This window comes from Bradyrhizobium sp. USDA 4461, from assembly GCF_054055655.1.
In genome coordinates, this window is the sequence record NZ_JBSRXM010000001.1 from 5,934,058 (window position 1) to 5,952,736 (window position 18,679).

Genomic DNA, 18,679 nt, shown 5'->3' on the forward strand with positions numbered 1-18,679 from the left:
AGGCAATAGGCAGAAATTTTTTCAGCAACGATGATGCCGTCGCGTGCATCCCTGCCGACGACGAACAAATTCCAGCAAGCGGCCGCGTGATTCCACGGCCGCGACCTCTCGCTATCCCGCGACAGCGGTTGGCAGGAACTTTGCGTCTTGCTCGGCAGGCTCGCTCAGTTCGTTCTCCCATTTCGCAACGACGGCGGTTGCGACGCCATTGCCGATGACATTGGTCATCGTCCGTCCCATGTCGAGAAAGGCGTCGATTCCGATCAGCAACACCAGGCCGCCGGCCGGCAGGCCGAAGGTGGGGAGGGTGGCGGCGGCCACGACCAGCGAGGCGCGCGGCACGCCGGCGATGCCCTTGCTGGTGATCATCAGCAGCAGCAGCATCGCGATCTGGGTCGTGATCGGCATCTCGATGTTGAAGGCCTGGGCGACGAACAGCGCGGCGAAGGTCTGATACATCATCGAACCGTCGAGGTTGAACGAATAGCCGAGCGGCAGCACGAAGCCGGTGATCCGCTCCGATACGCCGAACTTCATCAGCTGCTCGATCATCTTCGGGAAGGCGGCCTCGCTGCTCGAGGTCGAGAACGCGATCATCATCGGCTGCCGCAGCAGGCGCAGCAGGTTCCTGATCGACCCGCCGAGCACGACGCTGCCCGCGCCGATGATGATCACCCAGAGCACCAGCAGGCCGAAGTAGAAGGCGCTGACGAACTTGCCATAGGTGACGAGCACGCCAAGTCCCTGCGTGGTGATGACCGCGGCCATCGCGGCGAACACGCCGACGGGCGCAAAGCGCATGACATAGTCGGTGAATTTCAGCATCACAGGAACGATCTGATCGATCGACCGCGCGATGTCGGGGGCAAGCGTGCCTTTGACCGCACTCAGCGCAAACCCGAAGAACATCGAAAACACCAGGATCTGCAGCACCTCGTTGCCGGCCATCGCCTGGACCACACTGATCGGGAAGACGTGGGCGGCGAAATCCTTGATGTTCAGGGCGCCGGTCTGGACGTTGGCGGTGGCATTGGCGTCGGGCAGCGTAAGACCGAGGCCGTGCCCCGGCTGCAGCAGGTTCGCGAGCACCAGACCGACCGTCAGCGACGCCACCGACGCCGTGATGAACCAGGCCAGCGATTTGACTGCGATGCGTCCCACCGCGCCTCCGCTGGCGCCGAGGCTGGAAATGCCGGAGACGATGGTGGCGAACACCAGCGGCGCGATGATCATTTTGATCATGCGCAGGAAGATGTCGGAGATGATGGCGAAATAGCCGGCGATCGCCTTGGCTTGTTCCGGGCTCGCGAGAGCATTGCACGCGTAACCCACGGCGATACCCAGCAACAGGCTGACCATGATGTACGTGGTCAGCTTGCTCGAAGTCTGGACTCTGCTGCCTGCCTGCATGACGTGATCCTGCGCCACCGGAGAGTTGCCGCATCCGAGCTGTGGCGCGCCTTCCGGCGTCTCGGGGTGCCGCTGAATTGAATGGACAGTCGAATAGGCTAGCCTAGCTTGGACAAGACGGCCGCACGCGCCTGGGTCGATGGCGCGTTGCGGGCACGGATGGCCTCGATCAGACGGTCGATGTCTTCAGTGGTGTTGAACATGCCGAGCGACACGCGGATGCCGTCGCGCTCCGGCGAGATGCGGATGCCGTTCCGGGTGAAGTAGTCCAGCCAGTCGGCCGCCGGCAACGCGATGACATAGATGTGCGGCGCGCGATGCTGCCGCGCGCGCGGGCCGATCAGGCCGATCCCGAGCCGATCGAGGCGCTCGATCAGGTAATCGCCGAGCTCGAAGCAATGCTGCTGGATGTTCTCGAGTCCGATCTGGTTGATGAGGTCGATCGCCGCGCCCAGGGCCTGGACCGCCGGCAGGTTGAAATTGCCGAGCTCGAAGCGGCCCGCGGTCGCTGATAGTGCCATGTTGTCCGCGCTAGCGATGAAATCGAGCGGCGGCTCGGCGAGACTGGCTGCCGCAAGGTAGGCCGGCTGCAGCTCGGTCCGTGTCGCATCCCAGTAGAGCAGGCCGAGGCCTTGCGGCACCAGCAGGCCCTTGTGCGTGCCGGAGCCGATGAAGGTGGCCTTCATGGTCTTGGCGTCGATCGGCACCACGCCGATGCCCTGCATCACGTCGACGACAAAGTAGAGCGAATGCTGTGCGCAGAGTTCGCCGACGCTCTCGACGTCGAAGCGATGGCCGGCGTGAAAGGTGACCTGCGACATCGAGATCGCCCGTGTCCGCTCGTCGATATGCGGCCGGAAGCTGTCCGCATCCACCACGTCGGTCATCGGGATGAACACGATCTCGACGCCCTTCTTGCGCAAATTGAGGAAGGCGTAGGCGTTGTTGGGATGATCGCCATGGATCATCAGCACCTTGTCGCCGGCCCGCAGTGGCAGCGCATTGGCGGCGATGTTCATGCTCTCGGAGGTGTTCTTGGTGAACGCGATCTCGCGCGGCTTGACGCCGAGGAAATTGGCGACCTTGGCGCGGGTCTCCTCGAGGCGATTGAGCCAGACCTGCTTCGGGCCGGCGTTTTCGAAGCTCTCCGACAGGAAGCGTTCATACGCCTCCTTCACCGGACGGGAGAGCGGCGTCTGAAAGCCGCTGTCGAGGTAGACCACGCGCTCGGCGGCCGGGAAGGCCTTGCGAACGGCCGAGATGTCATAGTGCTGGCGCATGATCACTCCGGTGGCTCTGGGCAGGGCAAGACGTTCCGCCGGACGGGCCGGCGGCGCGATCAGGTCTGACGTCGCAAAGTGGACTTGGCGTGCGCTGCCTCAATCGTGGTCAGCGCAATCAACTGCCTCAAGGATACACAGGATTGGCGTAAGATCGATCACTAATTCGAAAAACGAGAGAATTTATTCCGAAAAATGAGAATATGCGAAATGTTCTTCATGATCCTGTAGAATGGTCTCGGACAGCAGCGTTGCCGCCTCCTGCAACGGGGCGATGAAGGCGTCGAGCCCGGCGAAGCCGACGCGTGCCGCCGGCACCGAAACACCGAGGCATGCGATCAGGTCGCCGTCCGGCGAGACGATCGGCACGGCGCAGCCGACGACGCCCTGTACGAATTCCTCGTTGGTCTTGGCCCAGCCCCTGCGCCGCGTCTCCTCGAGTAACGCCAACAGCGCGTCGGGATCGGCGATGGTGGTCGGGGTGTAGCGCACGAGGGGGAGCGACTGCACCAGCCGCTGGCGGATCTTGGCGGGCAGACGGCTCATGTAGATCTTGCCGGTCGACGTGCAGTGCAGCGGCGCCGCTTCACCCGGATTGAACTGTAGCGCTTGCTGTTGCTTGGAGCGAACGCTGTCGACATAGACCACGACGTTGTCGCGGACGACGCCGATCTCGCATTGCTCGCCGATGCGATCAGCCACCGCACTCAGCACCGCGTGCCGGCGCACGGTGCGAAACGCGGCGCCGATCGTCTTGGCGGCGAGCGTCACGAGCTTGCTTCCGACCACGTAGCGCTTGGTGCCGAGCGCCTTCTGGATCAGGCCTCGCGCTTCGAGATTGCCGATCAGCCGGTGCGCCGTCGGAAGCGGAAGGGACAACGCGGCCGCGATCTCGGCAGCCGACAAGGCCTTCTTCTGTTCGGCAACGAAGCTCAGGATCGCGATCGCCCGATCCAGTGGCCCGTCGTTGGAGCTGTCAGGTTCGTTGGCCACGATCCATTCCTCTGATGTCGCCCCCACAGCTTTACAGCAACGCAAACCGAAAGGCTTGTTCCGAAATCGCACGATGTGGGCGTCGATCGCGGCCGACTGCCATCTACCGTCTGAACTGCGCCAGAAACATCCGCAATGAATCGTGCGGGCTCTCGACGTCCGAGATCACCCAGCCGTCGGGGCCGTTGACGACGATGAAGTTGAGCGTGACGTTGCGGCCCTGGTTGTCGAACGTGACGGTCAGGTAGGTCCTGTCGAACTGCCGGCGCAGGATCGCGATCGAGACGGCGCCGAGCTGCCAGGCCGGGCTCTGCACCAGGAAATCATAGGGCGCATCGTGCGGGGCGGACCACGCCGCGCGCAGGCCGGACTCGAAGAACTGCCGCGCCGTCGCCTCGTCGCGCGGCAGCCCGGCTGAATGCTCCGCGCTGCCCTTGCCGTAATGGGCGTAGACGTTGCGGATCAGGGATTCCGGCGAGCGGAACCCGGCACCGGCGGTAGTGGCGGCGAAAACCGCCGCAACCAGTGAGAAACCCGCAAGGAATTTGCCGCGTCCCATCAGCTTTATTTGCCGTTGCCGCTGACATATCTTGCAGGGAAATCCCTCCGAACGAAAGCCTGCCGGCGCAATGCGCGAACTCTTCGAAGACGTCCCCGACCAAGCTCCGCTCGATCCGCAGCAGGCGGTGCGGCGCCACATCCGCACGCCGCAGCGCAAGCGGTTCTACACCAGCGCCGGTGTCACTGAAGCCGATGGCGGATTCTCGGTCACGCTCGACGGCAAGCAGATCCGCTCGCCCTCCGGCAAGCCGATCGTGGTGCCCACGCGTGCTCTCGCGGATACGGCCGCAGCGGAATGGAATGCGCAAGGCGAGACCATCGATCCCACCACCATGCCGCTGACGCGGCTTGCCAACAGCGTGATCGAGGGCGTGATCGATCGCGTCGACGAGGTCGCCGACGATGCGGCAAAATTCCTCGGCAGCGATCTGCTGTTCTATCGCGCCGGCTACCCCGACACCCTGGTGGCGCGCGAGGCCCAGCATTGGGATCCGATCCTGTTCTGGGCCGCGGACGCGCTCGGCGCCCATTTCGTGATGGCGGAGGGGGTCATGCATGTCGGCCAGCCCGAACCCGCGATCAAGGCCGCGCGCGCCGCGTTCCCGACTGATCCATGGTCGGTTGCCGCACTCCATGTGGTGACGACGCTGACCGGCTCGGCGCTGCTGGCGTTGGCGCTGGCGCATGGTGTCCGCGACGAGGACCAGATCTGGGCGGCAGCCCATGTCGACGAGGACTGGAATATCGAGAAATGGGGCGTCGACGAGGAGGTCGCTCAGCGCCGCGCCGCCCGCCTGGTCGATTTCAAGGCCGCCGCCGGCGTCCTCAGGGAGCTCAGGCCGGCGACCGGTTAACGAGACCTTTACGGCGCCGGGCTAGCCTGCGGCACGTTCCTCGCGCCCGGCCGAGACCCCCGACATGGCAATTGCCGTCAATCCCGTGCTGCCTGTGCTCGCCTCGAAGGAGGCGGACGGCGTTGCGCCCGATCTCACGCTCGAGACCGGCAGCGTCGTCAACGCGCAGGTGCTGAAGGTCTTGTCCGCCGATCTGGTGCGGATCGTGATTGCGAGCCTCGCGATCGACGTCCAGACCGAGGTGCCGCTGCAACAGGGCCAGACCCTGCAACTCGCGGTGTCGCAGAGCAATGACGGCGGCGTCCGCCTGCAACTGGTCGGACCGGGCGCGGACACCGGCGATGCGGTGCAGCTGTCGCCCCAGGCGGCCAACGCCACGTCAGCCGCTCAGCCTGCCGCCACGGCACCGAGGATTGCACTGACGCCGCTGGAGCGCGTCACGATCACCGCGACGGCGCAGCACGCGGCCACGGTGCAGGGCAGCCAGGCGCCGCTGTTTGCCAATCTCACCGCGGTCGCGACAGCCAATCTGCCGCCCAAACTACAGGCTGCGATCGCGCAGGTGCTGGCGCAGCAGACCAGCCTCGACGGGACTTTGAGCGGCGATGCCGTCAAGGCGGGCTTCCAGAAATCCGGCCTGCTGCTCGAGGCGACGCTCGCCGCGGGCGTCACGCCACCAGCCGGCAGCGCGCCCGATCTGAAGGCCGCGCTGATCGTGCTGCGCCAGGCGCTGACCTCGCTCGGCGCCGGGGATGCCGCAAACCCGGCGTCCGCGCCACCACCGCCGCAACCGGCGCTGCCCAGCGTCGGCACGGCGCCGAGCATCGTGCCGCCGGATACGCCCGGCCTCGAGGTTCAGGAGATCCTGCTGCCGCAGGCCCGCGTGCCGGTCGCCGAGGATGTGACGCGCACCGCCACGGGGCTCGCGGGCGCGCTCGCGGACGCGCTCGATGCCGGCCCGTCATCGGGCGGCGCGCTCAATCTGATCCAGGAAGCGCTGCACGAGCTCGGCAATCCGGCACGGCAGGGCACCGCGCCGCGGGAGATGCTGCCGGGCGATATGCCCGCACGCGGCAGCACGCCGCCACCGCCGTTTCACGGCGCGCTGCCGTCGGCGCAGGCCGTCGCCGAGCCGTCGATTGCGCAGGGCACGCCGCTCGCGACCGCGGCCCATCGTCTTCTGGAAAACACCGACGCCGCGCTGGCGCGGCAGACGCTGCTGCAGGTCGCGTCGCTGCCGGGCCATGGCGATGCCGCGCACGCGCAGCTCGACGCTCTGGTGCCGCGCTGGAATTTCGAGATCCCGTTCCTGACCCAGCAGGGCACGGCGATGGCGCAGTTCGAGATTTCCCGCGACGGCGGCGGCAACGAGGCCGAAGCCGCCAAGCGGGTGTGGCGGGCGCGCTTCACGCTCGACGTCGAGCCGGCCGGGCCGGTGCACGCGCTGGTCTCGCTGAACGGCGAGCGCACCTCGGTGCGGATGTGGGCCGAGCGTCCCTCGACCGCCGCGCAGTTGCGCGCCGGCGCCTCCGAACTCAGCCAGGCGCTGACCAGGGCCGAGCTCGTGCCCGGCGACATCGAGATCCGCGACGGCAGCCCGCCGCAACCGGCGCCGGCGCGCGCCGGCCATTTCCTGGACCGCGCATCATGAGCGAGACGCAGAACCAGCTCGCGGTCGCGCTGCATTACGACCATGCCGGCGCGCCGCGCGTGGTCGCCAAAGGCAAGGGCGCGATCGGCGCCAAGATCATCGAAGTCGCCAAGGCCAACGATATCCCGATCGAGGAGAATGAGGTCCTGGCCGCCGCGCTCTCCAATGTCGAGCTCGGCGACGAGATTCCGGCCGAGCTCTACAAGGCCGTCGCCGAGGTCTTGGTGTTCGTACTGCGGATGTCGGGCCGGGCGCGGTAGCGATCGCGCGTCAGACGAGAGCCTTCTTGCCATCCTTTCACCACGATGGCATCCACCATCGTCGCCAACCCGAACCAGATCAGGTCTCCCGTGATCCATCGCCGCCATGCGCTCGGTCTGCTTGCTGCCGCGGGCATCCTGCCGTCGCGCAGCTTCGCCAACGTATCCTACCAGCGCAGCGAGTTTCGCGAGGATTTGCAGAAGCGGTTCTTCGATCTCGGCACTGAGGGCACCTTCGTCGGCTACAAGATCGACGACTATCTGATCATCGCAAGCGACAAGACCCGCTCGGGCGAGGGCAAGTTGCCGGCCTCGACCTTCAAGATCCCGAACGCGCTGATCGCGCTCGAGACCGGCGTGGTGCAGGACCCCGACAAGGACGTCTTCAAATGGGACGGCACGACCCGCAGCATCGAGGCCTGGAACAAGGATCACACGCTGCGCTCGGCGCTCGCGGTGTCGGCCTTTCCGGTGTTCCAGGAGATCGCCCGCCGGATCGGCGAGGAGCGGATGAAGAAGTATGTCGACATCATCGACTACGGCAACCGCGACATCGGCGGCGGCATCGACCGGTTCTGGGTCTCGGGCAATTTGCGGATCGATCCGGTGCAGCAGATCGACTTCCTCGACCGGCTGCGCCGCGGCGTGCTGCCGGTCGGCAAGCGCAGCCAGCAGCTGGTGTGCGACATCCTGCCGGTGACGAAGGTCGGCGACGCCGTCATCCGCGCCAAGACCGGCCTGACCGACAAGGAGCATGGCTCGCTGGGATGGCTGGTCGGCTGGAGCGAGAAGGGCAATGACGTCACCGTGTTCGCGATGAACATGGACTGCAAGACCCAGGCGCAGATCGACGCGCGGATGAGCGTGACGCAGCAATGCCTCACCGATATCGTCGCGTTGTGACGAGCTGACCTGCGTTCCCAACGGCTGGTGACCGCCGCTGCGCTCGACTAGCATCCTCCAATAAAATCAAGCGGAGGAAATCATGCATTCGGCAACAGTCTGGCTCTCGTCGCTGACGCTGGCCGCAGCCGGCGGCTGGCTCGCGGCCACGACGTTCTCGGCACCGGCAACCAGCAAGGAGCCGCGCTTCCCGCAGCTCACGATGGATCAGCTCAACGATCTGCAGAAGCCGCTCGGCGAGCAGATCATGAAGGTGTCGAGCGTCGGAATCGGCGGGCCCTACAATCCGATCATCCGCAGCCCGGTGCTCGGCCAACGCCTGTACGATCTGTTCTACTATCTGCGCTGGCAGACCTCGGTGCCCACGCGGCTCAACGAATTCGCGATCCTGATCATCGGCCGGCAGTGGCGCTCGCAGGTCGAATGGTTCGCGCATGCGCCGCTGGCGGCCAAGGCCGGCCTGTCGACCGACGTGATCGCCGAGCTCAAGGCCGGCAACCGGCCGTCGAAAATGGCCGACGACGAGGCCGTCGTGTACGACTTCGTCACCGAGCTGACCACGACCAAGAAGGTGTCCGACGAGACCTATGCGCGGGCGAAAAAGATCTTCAACGATCAGCAGATCGTCGATCTCACCGCGCTCGCCGGCAATTACGTGATGGTCGCGATGATCCTGGCGATGGCCGAGGAGACCGTGCCGCCCGGCAAGGAGGAGCCGTTCAAGGTCGGGGAGAAGTAGGGTGCTGCCCCCACTTCACCTCGCCCCGCTTGCGGGGAGAGGTCGGAACGCATCGTAGATGCGGTCCGGGTGAGGGGGAGTCTCCGCGAATGCAGCTATTACCGTGTTTGCGGAGACAGCCCCTCACCCCAACCCTCTAAGAGCAAGCTTCGCTTGTCTCGACCCCGTAAGAACGGGACGAGGGAGTAGAGCGCCGTCGCGGTAGCCATCACCGCCCGATCGCCCGCTGCAACGCCGGCATCAGCTTCGGGTCGCGGCATTGCGCGACGTTGAAGCGCATGAAGCCGGTGGCCGATTGCGTGGTCGAGAACACGTTGCCCGGCGCCAGCACGATGTTGTCGGCGAGCGCGGCGCGTGCCACGTCGGCGGAGTCGCAGCCGTCGGGCAGGCGGCACCAGAGCTGGAAGCCGCCGCGCGGCATCAGCCACGGCTCGATGCCGATGCGCTGCAATTTCTCGCCGACGTCGCGGCGGGCGCGCACGAGCCGCCGGCGCAGCTCCTCGACATGCTTGCGGTAGAAGCCGGTCGCGAGCACGCTGGCGATGATCTCGGTCGCGACCGCGCAGGGGCCGCCGAACCCGGTCGCGACCTGCAGATCGACCAGCTGCTCGATCCAGTCGGCGCGCGCCGCGATGAAGCCGCAGCGCAACGACGCCGAAAGCGTCTTGGAGAAGCTGCCGATCCGGATCACGCGGTTCAGCCCGTCGAGCGCCGCGAGCCGCGCCGACGGCTCCGGCTCGAAATCGGCGAAGATGTCGTCCTCGACGATGGTGAGATCGCAGGCGGTGGCGGAATTCAGCACGCGGTGCGCGGTCTGCGGCGACATCGTCGCCCCGGTCGGATTGTGCAGCCCGGACACGGTGATGTAGAGCCGCGGCCGCTCGGCCTCGAGCACCGCCTCGAAGCTTGCAACATTGGGGCCCGCCGGGGTGTAGGGCACGCTGACCAGCTTGACCTGATGGGCGCGCAGCAGCGCGCGGAAATTGAAATAGCAGGGATCGTCGACCAGCACCGTGTCGCCGGGCCGCAGCAGGAAGCGGCAGATCAGGTCGATCGCCTGGGTGCCGGACATCGTCAGCAGCACCTGCTCGGGCGATACGTCGAGGCCCTCGTCGGCGAACCGCGCCATCAGCGTGCGGCGCAGGGCCAGCGAGCCGCGCGTCGCGCCGTAATCGGCAAGCACCGCGTCCTCGGCCCGCGCCAGGCCGCGGAACGCGCGCCGCAGCGCCTCGGTCGGCATCCAGTCGGCGGGCAACCAGCCGCAGCCCGGCTTCAGCGCGCCGCTCGCCGCATCGAGCGATTGCCGCGACACCCAGAACGGATCGACGGCGCGGTCGCGCTGCGGCTGGTCCTTGGCCAGCGACAGCGGCGGCAGCGCCGCGGACGAGACATAGAAGCCTGAGCCCGGCCGGGCCCGGATCAGGCCTTCGGCGGCGAGCCGGTCATAGGCCTCGACCACGGTCGAGGGCGAGACGCCCATGGTCGCGGCAAAGCTGCGGATCGAGGGCAGGCGGTCGCTGGCGGCGAGCGTGCGGCTCGCGATCCTGGCGCGGATCGCGTTCATCACGTCGGTGGTCCGCCTCGCCTTCGGCGCCAAAATAGCGCGATCGTTGGATGGTTGCCGCAAGTGTATGCCTACCTTTACCCATACAGCTTGGCGATATTGTACTGATCCGTGACTGCCTTGGCCAGTCCGTCGCCGCTATCCTCGCCCGCGAAAGTCGAGGTGTGCGATGAGCGATTCGAAGACGTTGTCGGGCAAGTCATTGTCGGGAAAGTCATTGTCGGAAACGTCTTGGGCGGGCGAGGGGAGCGGCGGCGCGTCGCTGGAGGGCTGGGGCAGCGGCCTGCTCGGCGTGATCATCTTCAGCGGCTCGCTGCCGGCGACCCGTGTCGCGGTGGCCGGGTTCTCGCCGCTGTTCCTGACCTCGGCCCGCGCCGCGATCGCGGCGCTGCTGGGGGCCGTGCTGCTCGCGGTGCTGCGGCAGCCCTGGCCGCAACGGCGCGACCTGGTGTCGCTGACGACAGTGGCGCTCGGCGTCGTGATCGGCTTTCCGCTGCTGACGGCGCTCGCGCTTCAGCACATCACCTCGGCGCATTCGATCGTGTTCATCGGGCTGTTGCCGCTGTCGACCGCGATCTTCGGCGTGCTGCGCGGCGGCGAGCGGCCGAGGCCAAAATTCTGGCTGTTCTCCGGCGTCGGCAGCGCCACGGTCGCAGCCTTCGCGTTGTCGGGCGGCGGATCGGCGTCGCTCACCGGCGACCTGCTGATGGTCGCGGCGATCATCGTCTGCGGCCTCGGCTATGCCGAGGGGGCTGCGCTGTCGCGCCGGCTCGGCGGCTGGCAGGTGATCTCCTGGGCGCTGGTGCTCTCGGCGCCGGTGGTGCTCGTGATGACCGTCATGACGCTGCCGCCGAGCTGGCAGGGCATCGGCGCGCCGGCTTGGCTCGGGCTCGGCTATGTCTCGATCTTCAGCATGCTGGTCGGCTTCATGTTCTGGTACCGCGGCCTTGTGCGCGGCGGCATCGCCAGCGTCGGCCAGTTGCAGCTCTTGCAGCCGTTCTTCGGCCTCGCGCTGGCCGGGCTGCTGCTGCACGAGCCGGTGCCGTGGTCGATGATGGCAGCGACCATGCTGGTCGTCGTCTGCGTGGTGTTCGCGCGCCGCTTCGCCTGACGGCTGTTTCTCCTCAGGCGGGATCCTGTGCCTTGCCGATTCGCCCGAGATGGGTGTAGCCGAACCCGGCATAGTATTTCAGCCCGTAGCCGAGCGCGCGGTCGATCCCGATATGGGCGAGCCAGATCATCGCGATCGAGAGCACCAGCGGGCCTTCGCCGGCAAAACCCAGCGTCATCAGCGCCACCGGCGCCAGATAGGTGTGGGCGGCATTGTAGGCGATGGCGCCGGCGCGCGGGCTGATCAGGTAGGCGGCGAAGCTGATATCCGGCACCAGGAACAGCAGCACATAGACCAGCCAGGAGCCCTCCCACTTGTAATAGAGCACGGTCATCCCGACGAACAGCACCAGCCCTTCCAGCCGGAGGAGGGTGCGGACCCCGCCGGTCGCAGCGCCGGTCTCGGCCGTGGTCGTGTCAGTCATCGCTGTCTCCCCAGATGTCGGAAAATCCTACCGTTTTTGCGCCCCACGGCATGATCCGGAAAAGTGCGAAGCGGTTTTCCGAAGAGATCATGCCCAAACAAGGAGCTAAAGCGCCATTCACTCGATTCCATCGCGCTTTAGCCGCCCACAAGCGGCTTTCCGGTTCCGAAATGGCCGTGCTAAAGCTATTTCCGAACCAAACGGACCCCCGGCTGGCGCCGGGACGCGAACTGTAGCTAACACGGGCGGAAACAAATGAAAGACATCCTCGACACCCTCGAAGAGCGGCGCGCCGGCGCCAAATTGGGCGGCGGCGAAAAGCGCATCGAGGCGCAGCATGCCCGCGGCAAGCTGACCGCCCGCGAGCGGATCGAGCTGTTGCTGGACAAGGGCTCGTTCGAGGAATTCGACATGTTCGTCGAGCACCGCTCGATCGAGTTCGGCATGGAGAAGAGCAAGATTCCCGGCGACGGCGTCGTCACCGGCTGGGGCACGGTCAATGGCCGCAAGACGTTTGTCTTTGCCAAGGATTTTACCGTGTTCGGCGGCTCGCTGTCCGAAACCCATGCGCTGAAGATCACAAAGCTTCAGGACATGGCGATGAAGGCGAGGGCGCCGATCATCGGCCTCTATGACGCCGGCGGCGCGCGCATCCAGGAGGGCGTCGCTGCCTTGGCAGGTTATTCCTACGTGTTCCGCCGCAACGTCATTGCCTCGGGCGTGATCCCGCAGATCTCCGTCATCATGGGCCCCTGCGCCGGCGGCGACGTCTACTCGCCCGCGATGACCGACTTCATCTTCATGGTGAAGAACACCTCTTACATGTTCGTCACCGGCCCCGACGTGGTGAAGACCGTCACCAACGAGGTGGTGACCGCGGAGGAACTCGGCGGCGCCTCGGTGCATGCGACGCGCTCCTCGATTGCCGACGGCGCGTTCGAGAACGACGTCGACGCGCTCTTGCAGATGCGCCGGCTGATCGACTTCCTGCCGTCGAACAACACCGACGGCGTGCCGGAATGGCCGAGCTTCGACGATGTCGGCCGCCTCGGCATGTCCTTGGACACGCTGATCCCCGACAATCCGAACAAGCCCTACGACATGAAGGAATTGATCCTGAAGGTCGTCGACGAGGGCGACTTCTTCGAGATCTCGGAGACCTTCGCCAAGAACATCGTCACCGGCTTCGGCCGCATCGCCGGCCGCACCGTGGGCTTCGTCGCCAACCAGCCGATGGTGCTGGCGGGCGTGCTCGACTCCGACGCCTCGCGCAAGGCCGCGCGCTTCGTGCGGTTCTGCGATGCCTTCAACATCCCGATCGTCACCTTCGTCGATGTGCCGGGCTTCCTGCCCGGAACCGCGCAGGAATATGGCGGGCTGATCAAGCACGGCGCCAAGCTGCTGTTCGCCTATTCGCAGTGCACGGTGCCGCTCGTCACCATCATCACCCGCAAGGCCTATGGCGGCGCCTTCGACGTGATGGCGTCGAAGGAGATCGGCGCCGACATGAACTACGCCTGGCCGACCGCCCAGATCGCCGTGATGGGCGCCAAGGGCGCGGTGGAGATCATCTTCCGCAGTGACATCGGCGACCCCGACAAGATCGCGGCGCGCACCAAGGAATACGAAGACCGCTTCCTGTCCCCCTTCATCGCCGCCGAGCGCGGCTACATCGACGACGTCATCATGCCGCATTCGACGAGGAAGCGGATCGCGCGGGCGCTGGCGATGCTCAGGGATAAGAAGGTGGAGATCCCGGCGAAGAAGCACGACAATTTGCCGTTGTGACGGCAGCGTAGGGTGGGTTAGTACTACTGCGTCACAAGCGCTCTTTCAGCCGATCCTGAGAGGCCGTGAACGAATCCAGCCGTCATTGCGAGCGAAGCGAAGCAATCCATCGGCCCGCAAACGCGGTTGGATGGATTGCTTCGTCGCTATCGCTCCTCGCAATGACGGCGGAGGCAGAATTATGACGCAGTAAGATTAGCGCAAGCGTAACCCGCCATCTTCGTCCGCACGATCCGCGGCGGGTTACGGCTTCGCCTGACCCGCCCTACCAACCGAAGTGGACCTCAATCCATTCGCGCCCTTTTATCCGGAAACGGGCGGACAATCCGTGACGGCAGGCAGGACGAACTGGTTGAAGATGGCGTTCGGGATGAGATGGGTATCGAAGGCGTTCACGACGACAACGAGATCGAGCCTGGGCAGGATGAAAAGGCGCTGGCCGCCAGCGCCGAACCCGGCAATCCAGGTCAGGTCGCGACCGTGCAGCAGGGAACGGCCGAGCCACCATTGATAGCCATAGTAGACGCCCACGTGCCCTCCGGCGTTGACGCGGGGCTTGGTCGACTCGGCGATCCACGCGGCGGGCACGACCTGTCTGCCGTTCCAGCGTCCATCATCCGCGACGAGTTGGCCAAGCTTGGCGAGGTCGCGCGGCCGCAGTCGCAATCCGGCAAAGGCCGCAAGTTCGGAGCTGCCAGTAAAGGTCAGCCACTCGACGTCGGTGATGCATAGCGGTTCGAAAAGCTTCTCGCGGGCATAGACATCGATCCTTTGGCCGACGCTCTTGGCAAGGGCCGCAGCGAGCAGGCTGGTGGCGCCGCCGCTATAGTTGAACAGGACGCCGGGCGGTAGCGCCATCCGCTGCTGCAGAACATAGCGATAGGGATCCTGCGCTTCGAGCAGATGCCGTTCGTTGTTCGCCTGGCTTTTCCAGCCGCGCGCCTCGTCCCAGCGCAGGCCATGCGACATGGTGAGCAGGTGCCGGAACGTGATCCGCGCGTTCTTGGCTGTACGAAGATCGGCATATTCGGGGAAGTAGTCGATCAGTGAGGAATCGAGTGGCGGAAATTGTCCGTCGCTCACGGCGCGGCCGATGAGCAGCGAGGTCACGCTTTTCGTGATGGAGCGGATGTCGTGCTTCGTTTCCGGCGAAAACTGAACGGGTGCAGACCACTCCATCCACCGCCGTTCCCGGCCGGAGAAATAGCGCTCGAACACCAGCTTGCCGCGCCGCACGATGACAACGGCGTGAACATTACGCTTGGGCCATTGCTTGAGAAACGCGTCGAGCGCCGAGAGCCGGTCGGCATCGAAGTCGACCTCGGCGGGAGCCGCAACGGCCCATCCGTCGTCAAGCGTTGCGCAGGCTAGCATCGATTTGAGCCCCGATCGGATGGCGTGCTTGTGAGCGTAGCGGTTCCTTGCGAAAATGAACATGGCGGGTTACGGCTTCCGCCGTTGCCTGACCCGCTCTGCAGGGTTCGAATCCGATGACTGAAGACGATCCGACCGACGAGATTTCCGACATCGAGGCGCAGATCGAGGAACTGGCCGAAAGCGCCGAACGATCGCGGCGGATCATTCTCGGCTCGAAGGTCGCAATCGCCGGTGGGTTCGCATTGCTGGCGATCGCGCTGATCGGCCTGTTCGGGGCAGGGCAGACCGCAGCGCTCGGATCGATCGCGCTGGTGCTCGGCGGTATCGTGTCGCTCGGATCGAATGTCAGCACCTTGCGGCAGACCGAGGCCGCGATCAGCACCGCCGAGGCGCGTCGTGCGCGGCTGATCGGCAATATCGATCTTCGGCTCGTGCATGATGCGCCGCTAAAGTTGATGTGAGGCAAAGGCTGTAGCCCGGATGAGCCAACGGGTCGCCCGAACGCGCGCCCGATGATAGGCTCCGCGATATCCGGGGCCGTTCTAACGCTCGGCGAGCATCGCCCCGCATATCGCTTCGCTCATGCGGGCTACATGCTTCGCTCACTACTCTCCGTCATTTCCGGGGCTCGCCGTAGGCGAGAGCCCGGAATCCATTGGGCCGCAAAGCGTGTGGGGCAATGGATTCCGGCTCATGCTTCGCACGCCCTGGAATGACGGGTGGAGTGCGCGTGCCCTGCGACATATTAACCCGACGGGCAAAATTCCGCTTCGCGTTTCACCCAACTCAGATGTTCAATATGCGTGTCTCACCCGATCGAGGGGCGCTGCGCATCGTCAGGAGTGTTGCGGTGAGATGCGGTGGACGCCGATTGCGCAACTGACGAGTGCGCGATCGGGCGGACGGCGAAATCGTGCAGGCCTGACACCCTAGTGGCAGGTGTCTTTCCCATTGCGCATTTGCGCGTGCGGAGACGGTGACAACAAAGCCAAGTCTCGCCGGGGTGAGCACGTATAAGCTGTAAGCCATCGCGCAGGGAAAGCCGGATTGCTCCGGTTACACCTGTGGTCCTACCCCCGTGCTTTCTACCCTTTTGCACGGGGCCCATGGGTGCGATCGGCACCCGGCTTTCCCTGCGCCCTCTGCTCGCAGAGCGGCGAAACCAAACGCAAAGCTCGGGCGAAACGCGCCGCGAGAATGCGGACGCTTACTCTCAATGCTGTTTGAGATGTGAATCGGAATCTGACCCCGTCATTGCGAGCGGAGCGAAGCAATCCATCATTCAGCGCATGCGGAGGGATGGATTGCTTCGTCGCTTCGCTCCTCGCAATGACGTGGAGAGAGAGACGCTTCCCCGTCATCCTGAGGAGCCGCGAAGCGGCGTCTCAAAGGATCGACGGCCCGGCTGGTGGCCGTGCATCCTTCGAGACGCGCTTCGCGCTCCTCAGGATAACGGTATTGGCAGCGGTGCGCGTGGCTAGCTCGAAGCCAGCGGCACGTAGTCGTATTCGCCGGCGCCTTGCAGGATCGGGAACGTCAGCGACGAGGTGCCGGCGTTGGTGACGAGGTGCGGGCGGGTCGGGCGGACGGTTGTGTGACATCACAACGTCGGCAACCCATCGAGTTCCGTCAAACGTGACTGCGCGGTTCAGCAAGCGTTCAGGTCGTGGCGAAAAAACTCACTGACTTGGTCGGTCCATTCTAGCAACAAAGGGAAACTCTCATGGAACGCAGGGATTTTCTGAAGATCGCCTTCGGTGTCGTCGCCGGCGCCGCGACGTTCGCCGCAACGGCGCAGGCGGCGCCGCTCGCGCCGCTTCCCCTCGATCAGGATGCACGATCGCCCGCGGGCAACGATGCGCATCCCGCCGTCACCACCGGCGACGAGGTCGATCGGCTGAAGCCCGAGCAGGTGCGCTGGCATCACGGCCACCGCCGCTGGCATCACCGGCATTGGCACCACCGGCATTGGGGCTGGCGCCGCCGCCACTGGCGCCGGCATCATCATTGGCGCCGCTGGTGATTGAACCGGCTGATATCCGCGCGAGACGTCGTTTCAAGTGCAGTGGTTTCAACGAAGAGGATTGCTCATGAAAATTGTTGCTGCGTCGGTGCTTGCGCTTGGCCTTGGTCTGGCGGCGATGTCTGCATCACAGGCCATGCCGATCGCGCCGCTCGATCCGGCCCAGGCCGCATCGGACAACACCATCCGCGTTGCCGGCGGCTGCGGCCCGGGTTGGCATCGCGGGCCCTATGGCGGCTGCCGTCCGATGTACAATTGCCCGCCGGGCTGGCACTCGGGCCCATTCGGCCGCCGCTGCTTCCCCAATTGGTGAGCCTTTGACCGCGGCAGGCGTTAGCGTGCCTGCCGCGGTCATCACATAAGAAAAACCCCGCGCGAGGCGGGGTTTTGTTTGCTCGCAATGTGCCGCGATCAGATCGGGCGGCAACGGCCGTAGCGCCAGGCGAAGCCATAGGGGCAGGCGCGCACGCGCGGCGCCACCACGACCGGGCCGGGTGCGACGACAACTGGGCGCTCAACCACGACCGGGCCGGGCGCAACGACGACGGGACCGCGATTCCTGACGCAGCCGCCATAGGGCCCGCGATGCCAGCCCGGGCCGCAGCCACCGGCAGCATCAGCGGCACTGATGCCGGCGAAAGCGGTCGTCACCAAGACTGCTGCTGTAAAAAGATACTTCATGTCTTCTCCTTTTATTTGGGCCGCGCTGCGGCACCGCAACAAACTTTAGATTACCGATTCGCCCGGCCGGATCATTGCAGAAGCCGTGCCCGATGTCGCCGACGTTAGTGTTGCGGGCTGAATGCGACATGAATGTTGCAGCTCACACCTGCGTCAGTGCGCCGCAACCATGCGCGGCATCGTTTCGAAATATTTCGCAGGCGCGGGCACGACGGAGCGCATCGCGACGCGGACACAAAAATATCGGAGAACGAAACAAGTGAGAACGAAACAAGTAAGACTGTGACATCGCGCGCGAGCGCGCCGACGCTCATGGGAGCGCGCGACCTTATTCGCCGGCGCCGAACAGCGCCGCGAACCGCTTCTCGCCGTTGCGCGAGAAATTCACCACGCGGTTGCCGGGCGTCGCATCGCGCACGGCCCATTTCAATGCGGTGAAGCGGTCCATCATCGCAGCACCCAGCGTGCCGGCGAGATGGTGCCGTCGCTCGCTCCAGTCGAGACAGGCCTTGCACACCGGACGGCGCGGATGCGTCAGCGCATCGGCGTCGATCTGCAGCTCCTCCGCCATGAAGCGCTTGCCTTCGCCGGTCAGCTCGATCGCCTGCTTGCTCTGGCGCACCAGCTTCTGCCGCTTCATGCTGTCGAGCATCTGAACGCCGAGATCGCCGGCGAGATGGTCGTAGCAGATGCGGGCGCGGCGCAGCGCCGGATCCTTCGGCCCGGTGCGCACGCGCATATGGCCGGCGCGGGCGGCGATGCCCTGCAACCCTTCGAGCACGTCGGCGACGTCGGGATCGGAGAGGCGATAGTAGCGGTGGCGGCCCTGCTTCTCGGGCTCGATCAGCCCGCCGGCCTCGAGCTTGGCGAGATGCGAACTCGCGGTCTGCGGCGTGATGCCGGCCTCCTGCGCCAGCTCGCTCGCGGTCAGCGCGCGGCCGGTCATCAGCGCAGTCAGCATGTTGCAGCGTGCGGGATCACCGACCAGAGCGGCGATCCGGGAGATGTCGGGTCCTGCTTTCATAGTTCGATGATAGCCGAAGCATCGATGGCGGGCAAG

General features: G+C 65.5%; 19 protein-coding genes. 10 read left to right on the top strand and 9 right to left on the bottom strand.

Annotated features, from left to right (window positions below):
- Positions 1-111 precede the first annotated feature (111 nt).
- The 4 genes from ACVINW_RS27755 to ACVINW_RS27770 all read right to left on the bottom strand — a co-directional run bounded on the left by ACVINW_RS27755 (position 112) and on the right by ACVINW_RS27770 (position 4,242).
- A complete protein-coding gene (locus tag ACVINW_RS27755; RefSeq protein ID WP_456754217.1) occupies positions 112-1,410 on the bottom strand; it encodes a dicarboxylate/amino acid:cation symporter in 1,299 nt (432 codons plus the stop codon).
- A gap of 98 nt (positions 1,411-1,508) precedes the next feature.
- The gene (locus ACVINW_RS27760) at positions 1,509-2,690 is read right to left on the bottom strand and encodes an aminotransferase class V-fold PLP-dependent enzyme (RefSeq protein WP_456754218.1); all 1,182 of its coding nucleotides are present in this window, start codon (positions 2,688-2,690) and stop codon (positions 1,509-1,511) included.
- Between the two features lie 183 nt (positions 2,691-2,873).
- On the bottom strand, positions 2,874-3,683 hold the full coding sequence (locus ACVINW_RS27765; protein WP_456754219.1) for an IclR family transcriptional regulator: 810 nt from the start codon (positions 3,681-3,683) through the stop codon (positions 2,874-2,876).
- Between the two features lie 103 nt (positions 3,684-3,786).
- Complete coding sequence (locus ACVINW_RS27770; protein ID WP_456754220.1) at positions 3,787-4,242, bottom strand: hypothetical protein; 456 nt, start codon at positions 4,240-4,242, stop codon at positions 3,787-3,789.
- 70 nt (positions 4,243-4,312) lie between these two features.
- Here ACVINW_RS27770 and ACVINW_RS27775 point away from each other — a divergent pair, with 70 nt between their 5' ends.
- The 5 genes from ACVINW_RS27775 (at position 4,313) to ACVINW_RS27795 (ending at position 8,651) form a co-directional block, all read left to right on the top strand.
- The gene (locus ACVINW_RS27775; protein WP_456754221.1) at positions 4,313-5,098 is read left to right on the top strand and encodes an ATP12 family chaperone protein; all 786 of its coding nucleotides are present in this window, start codon (positions 4,313-4,315) and stop codon (positions 5,096-5,098) included.
- Positions 5,099-5,162: 64 nt separating this feature from the next.
- Positions 5,163-6,749: a flagellar hook-length control protein FliK gene (gene fliK / locus ACVINW_RS27780; protein ID WP_456754222.1), complete on the top strand. Its 1,587-nt coding sequence runs from the start codon at positions 5,163-5,165 to the stop codon at positions 6,747-6,749.
- Complete coding sequence (locus tag ACVINW_RS27785) at positions 6,746-7,009, top strand: EscU/YscU/HrcU family type III secretion system export apparatus switch protein (protein WP_456754223.1); 264 nt, start codon at positions 6,746-6,748, stop codon at positions 7,007-7,009. The genes fliK and ACVINW_RS27785 overlap by 4 nt, the downstream gene beginning before the upstream one ends.
- A 90-nt stretch (positions 7,010-7,099) precedes the next feature.
- Positions 7,100-7,912, top strand: coding sequence for a class D beta-lactamase (gene blaOXA, locus ACVINW_RS27790; protein WP_456756517.1), 813 nt, complete (start codon positions 7,100-7,102; stop codon positions 7,910-7,912).
- A gap of 82 nt (positions 7,913-7,994) precedes the next feature.
- The gene (locus tag ACVINW_RS27795) at positions 7,995-8,651 is read left to right on the top strand and encodes a carboxymuconolactone decarboxylase family protein (protein ID WP_456754224.1); all 657 of its coding nucleotides are present in this window, start codon (positions 7,995-7,997) and stop codon (positions 8,649-8,651) included.
- 208 nt (positions 8,652-8,859) lie between these two features.
- On the opposite strand, the gene ACVINW_RS27800 is transcribed toward ACVINW_RS27795, so the two are convergent.
- Complete coding sequence (locus ACVINW_RS27800) at positions 8,860-10,215, bottom strand: aminotransferase-like domain-containing protein (protein WP_456756518.1); 1,356 nt, start codon at positions 10,213-10,215, stop codon at positions 8,860-8,862.
- 169 nt (positions 10,216-10,384) lie between these two features.
- Between ACVINW_RS27800 and ACVINW_RS27805 the strand changes: the two genes are divergently transcribed.
- Entirely contained in the window at positions 10,385-11,326 is a 942-nt protein-coding gene (locus tag ACVINW_RS27805; RefSeq protein WP_456754225.1) for a DMT family transporter, read from the top strand.
- 13 nt (positions 11,327-11,339) lie between these two features.
- On the opposite strand, the gene ACVINW_RS27810 is transcribed toward ACVINW_RS27805, so the two are convergent.
- Complete coding sequence (locus tag ACVINW_RS27810) at positions 11,340-11,750, bottom strand: DUF4260 domain-containing protein (protein ID WP_456754226.1); 411 nt, start codon at positions 11,748-11,750, stop codon at positions 11,340-11,342.
- Positions 11,751-12,005: 255 nt separating this feature from the next.
- Here ACVINW_RS27810 and ACVINW_RS27815 point away from each other — a divergent pair, with 255 nt between their 5' ends.
- Positions 12,006-13,538 carry an acyl-CoA carboxylase subunit beta gene (locus ACVINW_RS27815; protein WP_456754227.1) on the top strand — a complete coding sequence of 511 codons (1,533 nt, stop codon included), beginning with the start codon at positions 12,006-12,008 and terminating at the stop codon, positions 13,536-13,538.
- A 303-nt stretch (positions 13,539-13,841) separates the two neighbouring features.
- Here ACVINW_RS27815 and ACVINW_RS27820 read toward each other — a convergent pair whose 3' ends face one another.
- Positions 13,842-14,975, bottom strand: a complete 1,134-nt coding sequence (locus tag ACVINW_RS27820; RefSeq protein WP_456754228.1) for a serine hydrolase domain-containing protein — start codon at positions 14,973-14,975, stop codon at positions 13,842-13,844.
- A 53-nt stretch (positions 14,976-15,028) separates the two neighbouring features.
- Here ACVINW_RS27820 and ACVINW_RS27825 point away from each other — a divergent pair, with 53 nt between their 5' ends.
- From ACVINW_RS27825 to ACVINW_RS27835, 3 genes are all read left to right on the top strand, one after another.
- Complete coding sequence (locus tag ACVINW_RS27825; protein ID WP_456754229.1) at positions 15,029-15,376, top strand: hypothetical protein; 348 nt, start codon at positions 15,029-15,031, stop codon at positions 15,374-15,376.
- A gap of 1,262 nt (positions 15,377-16,638) precedes the next feature.
- On the top strand, positions 16,639-16,938 hold the full coding sequence (locus ACVINW_RS27830) for a twin-arginine translocation (Tat) (protein WP_456754230.1): 300 nt from the start codon (positions 16,639-16,641) through the stop codon (positions 16,936-16,938).
- 67 nt (positions 16,939-17,005) lie between these two features.
- Positions 17,006-17,251 carry a GCG_CRPN prefix-to-repeats domain-containing protein gene (locus ACVINW_RS27835; protein ID WP_456754231.1) on the top strand — a complete coding sequence of 82 codons (246 nt, stop codon included), beginning with the start codon at positions 17,006-17,008 and terminating at the stop codon, positions 17,249-17,251.
- A 98-nt stretch (positions 17,252-17,349) separates the two neighbouring features.
- On the opposite strand, the gene ACVINW_RS27840 is transcribed toward ACVINW_RS27835, so the two are convergent.
- Together ACVINW_RS27840 and ACVINW_RS27845 are read right to left on the bottom strand one after the other, a co-directional pair.
- The gene (locus ACVINW_RS27840; RefSeq protein ID WP_456754232.1) at positions 17,350-17,619 is read right to left on the bottom strand and encodes a GCG_CRPN prefix-to-repeats domain-containing protein; all 270 of its coding nucleotides are present in this window, start codon (positions 17,617-17,619) and stop codon (positions 17,350-17,352) included.
- Positions 17,620-17,947: 328 nt separating this feature from the next.
- On the bottom strand, positions 17,948-18,643 hold the full coding sequence (locus ACVINW_RS27845; protein ID WP_456754233.1) for an ArsR/SmtB family transcription factor: 696 nt from the start codon (positions 18,641-18,643) through the stop codon (positions 17,948-17,950).
- Positions 18,644-18,679 lie beyond the last annotated feature (36 nt).

Excerpts from the sequence above, each read along its gene's own strand:
- ACVINW_RS27760 (WP_456754218.1), bottom strand. The coding sequence starts at position 2,690 with ATGCGCCAGCACTATGACATCTCGGCCGTTCGCAAGGCCTTCCCGGCC.
- ACVINW_RS27840 (WP_456754232.1), bottom strand. The coding sequence starts at position 17,619 with ATGAAGTATCTTTTTACAGCAGCAGTCTTGGTGACGACCGCTTTCGCC.
- ACVINW_RS27795 (WP_456754224.1), top strand. The coding sequence starts at position 7,995 with ATGCATTCGGCAACAGTCTGGCTCTCGTCGCTGACGCTGGCCGCAGCC.
- ACVINW_RS27785 (WP_456754223.1), top strand. The coding sequence starts at position 6,746 with ATGAGCGAGACGCAGAACCAGCTCGCGGTCGCGCTGCATTACGACCAT.
- ACVINW_RS27830 (WP_456754230.1), top strand. The coding sequence starts at position 16,639 with ATGGAACGCAGGGATTTTCTGAAGATCGCCTTCGGTGTCGTCGCCGGC.
- ACVINW_RS27815 (WP_456754227.1), top strand. The coding sequence starts at position 12,006 with ATGAAAGACATCCTCGACACCCTCGAAGAGCGGCGCGCCGGCGCCAAA.
- fliK (WP_456754222.1), top strand. The coding sequence starts at position 5,163 with ATGGCAATTGCCGTCAATCCCGTGCTGCCTGTGCTCGCCTCGAAGGAG.
- ACVINW_RS27810 (WP_456754226.1), bottom strand. The coding sequence starts at position 11,750 with ATGACTGACACGACCACGGCCGAGACCGGCGCTGCGACCGGCGGGGTC.
- ACVINW_RS27825 (WP_456754229.1), top strand. The coding sequence starts at position 15,029 with ATGACTGAAGACGATCCGACCGACGAGATTTCCGACATCGAGGCGCAG.
- ACVINW_RS27835 (WP_456754231.1), top strand. The coding sequence starts at position 17,006 with ATGAAAATTGTTGCTGCGTCGGTGCTTGCGCTTGGCCTTGGTCTGGCG.
- ACVINW_RS27800 (WP_456756518.1), bottom strand. The coding sequence starts at position 10,215 with ATGAACGCGATCCGCGCCAGGATCGCGAGCCGCACGCTCGCCGCCAGC.
- ACVINW_RS27775 (WP_456754221.1), top strand. The coding sequence starts at position 4,313 with ATGCGCGAACTCTTCGAAGACGTCCCCGACCAAGCTCCGCTCGATCCG.
- ACVINW_RS27805 (WP_456754225.1), top strand. The coding sequence starts at position 10,385 with ATGAGCGATTCGAAGACGTTGTCGGGCAAGTCATTGTCGGGAAAGTCA.
- ACVINW_RS27755 (WP_456754217.1), bottom strand. The coding sequence starts at position 1,410 with ATGCAGGCAGGCAGCAGAGTCCAGACTTCGAGCAAGCTGACCACGTAC.
- ACVINW_RS27820 (WP_456754228.1), bottom strand. The coding sequence starts at position 14,975 with ATGTTCATTTTCGCAAGGAACCGCTACGCTCACAAGCACGCCATCCGA.
- ACVINW_RS27770 (WP_456754220.1), bottom strand. The coding sequence starts at position 4,242 with ATGGGACGCGGCAAATTCCTTGCGGGTTTCTCACTGGTTGCGGCGGTT.
- ACVINW_RS27845 (WP_456754233.1), bottom strand. The coding sequence starts at position 18,643 with ATGAAAGCAGGACCCGACATCTCCCGGATCGCCGCTCTGGTCGGTGAT.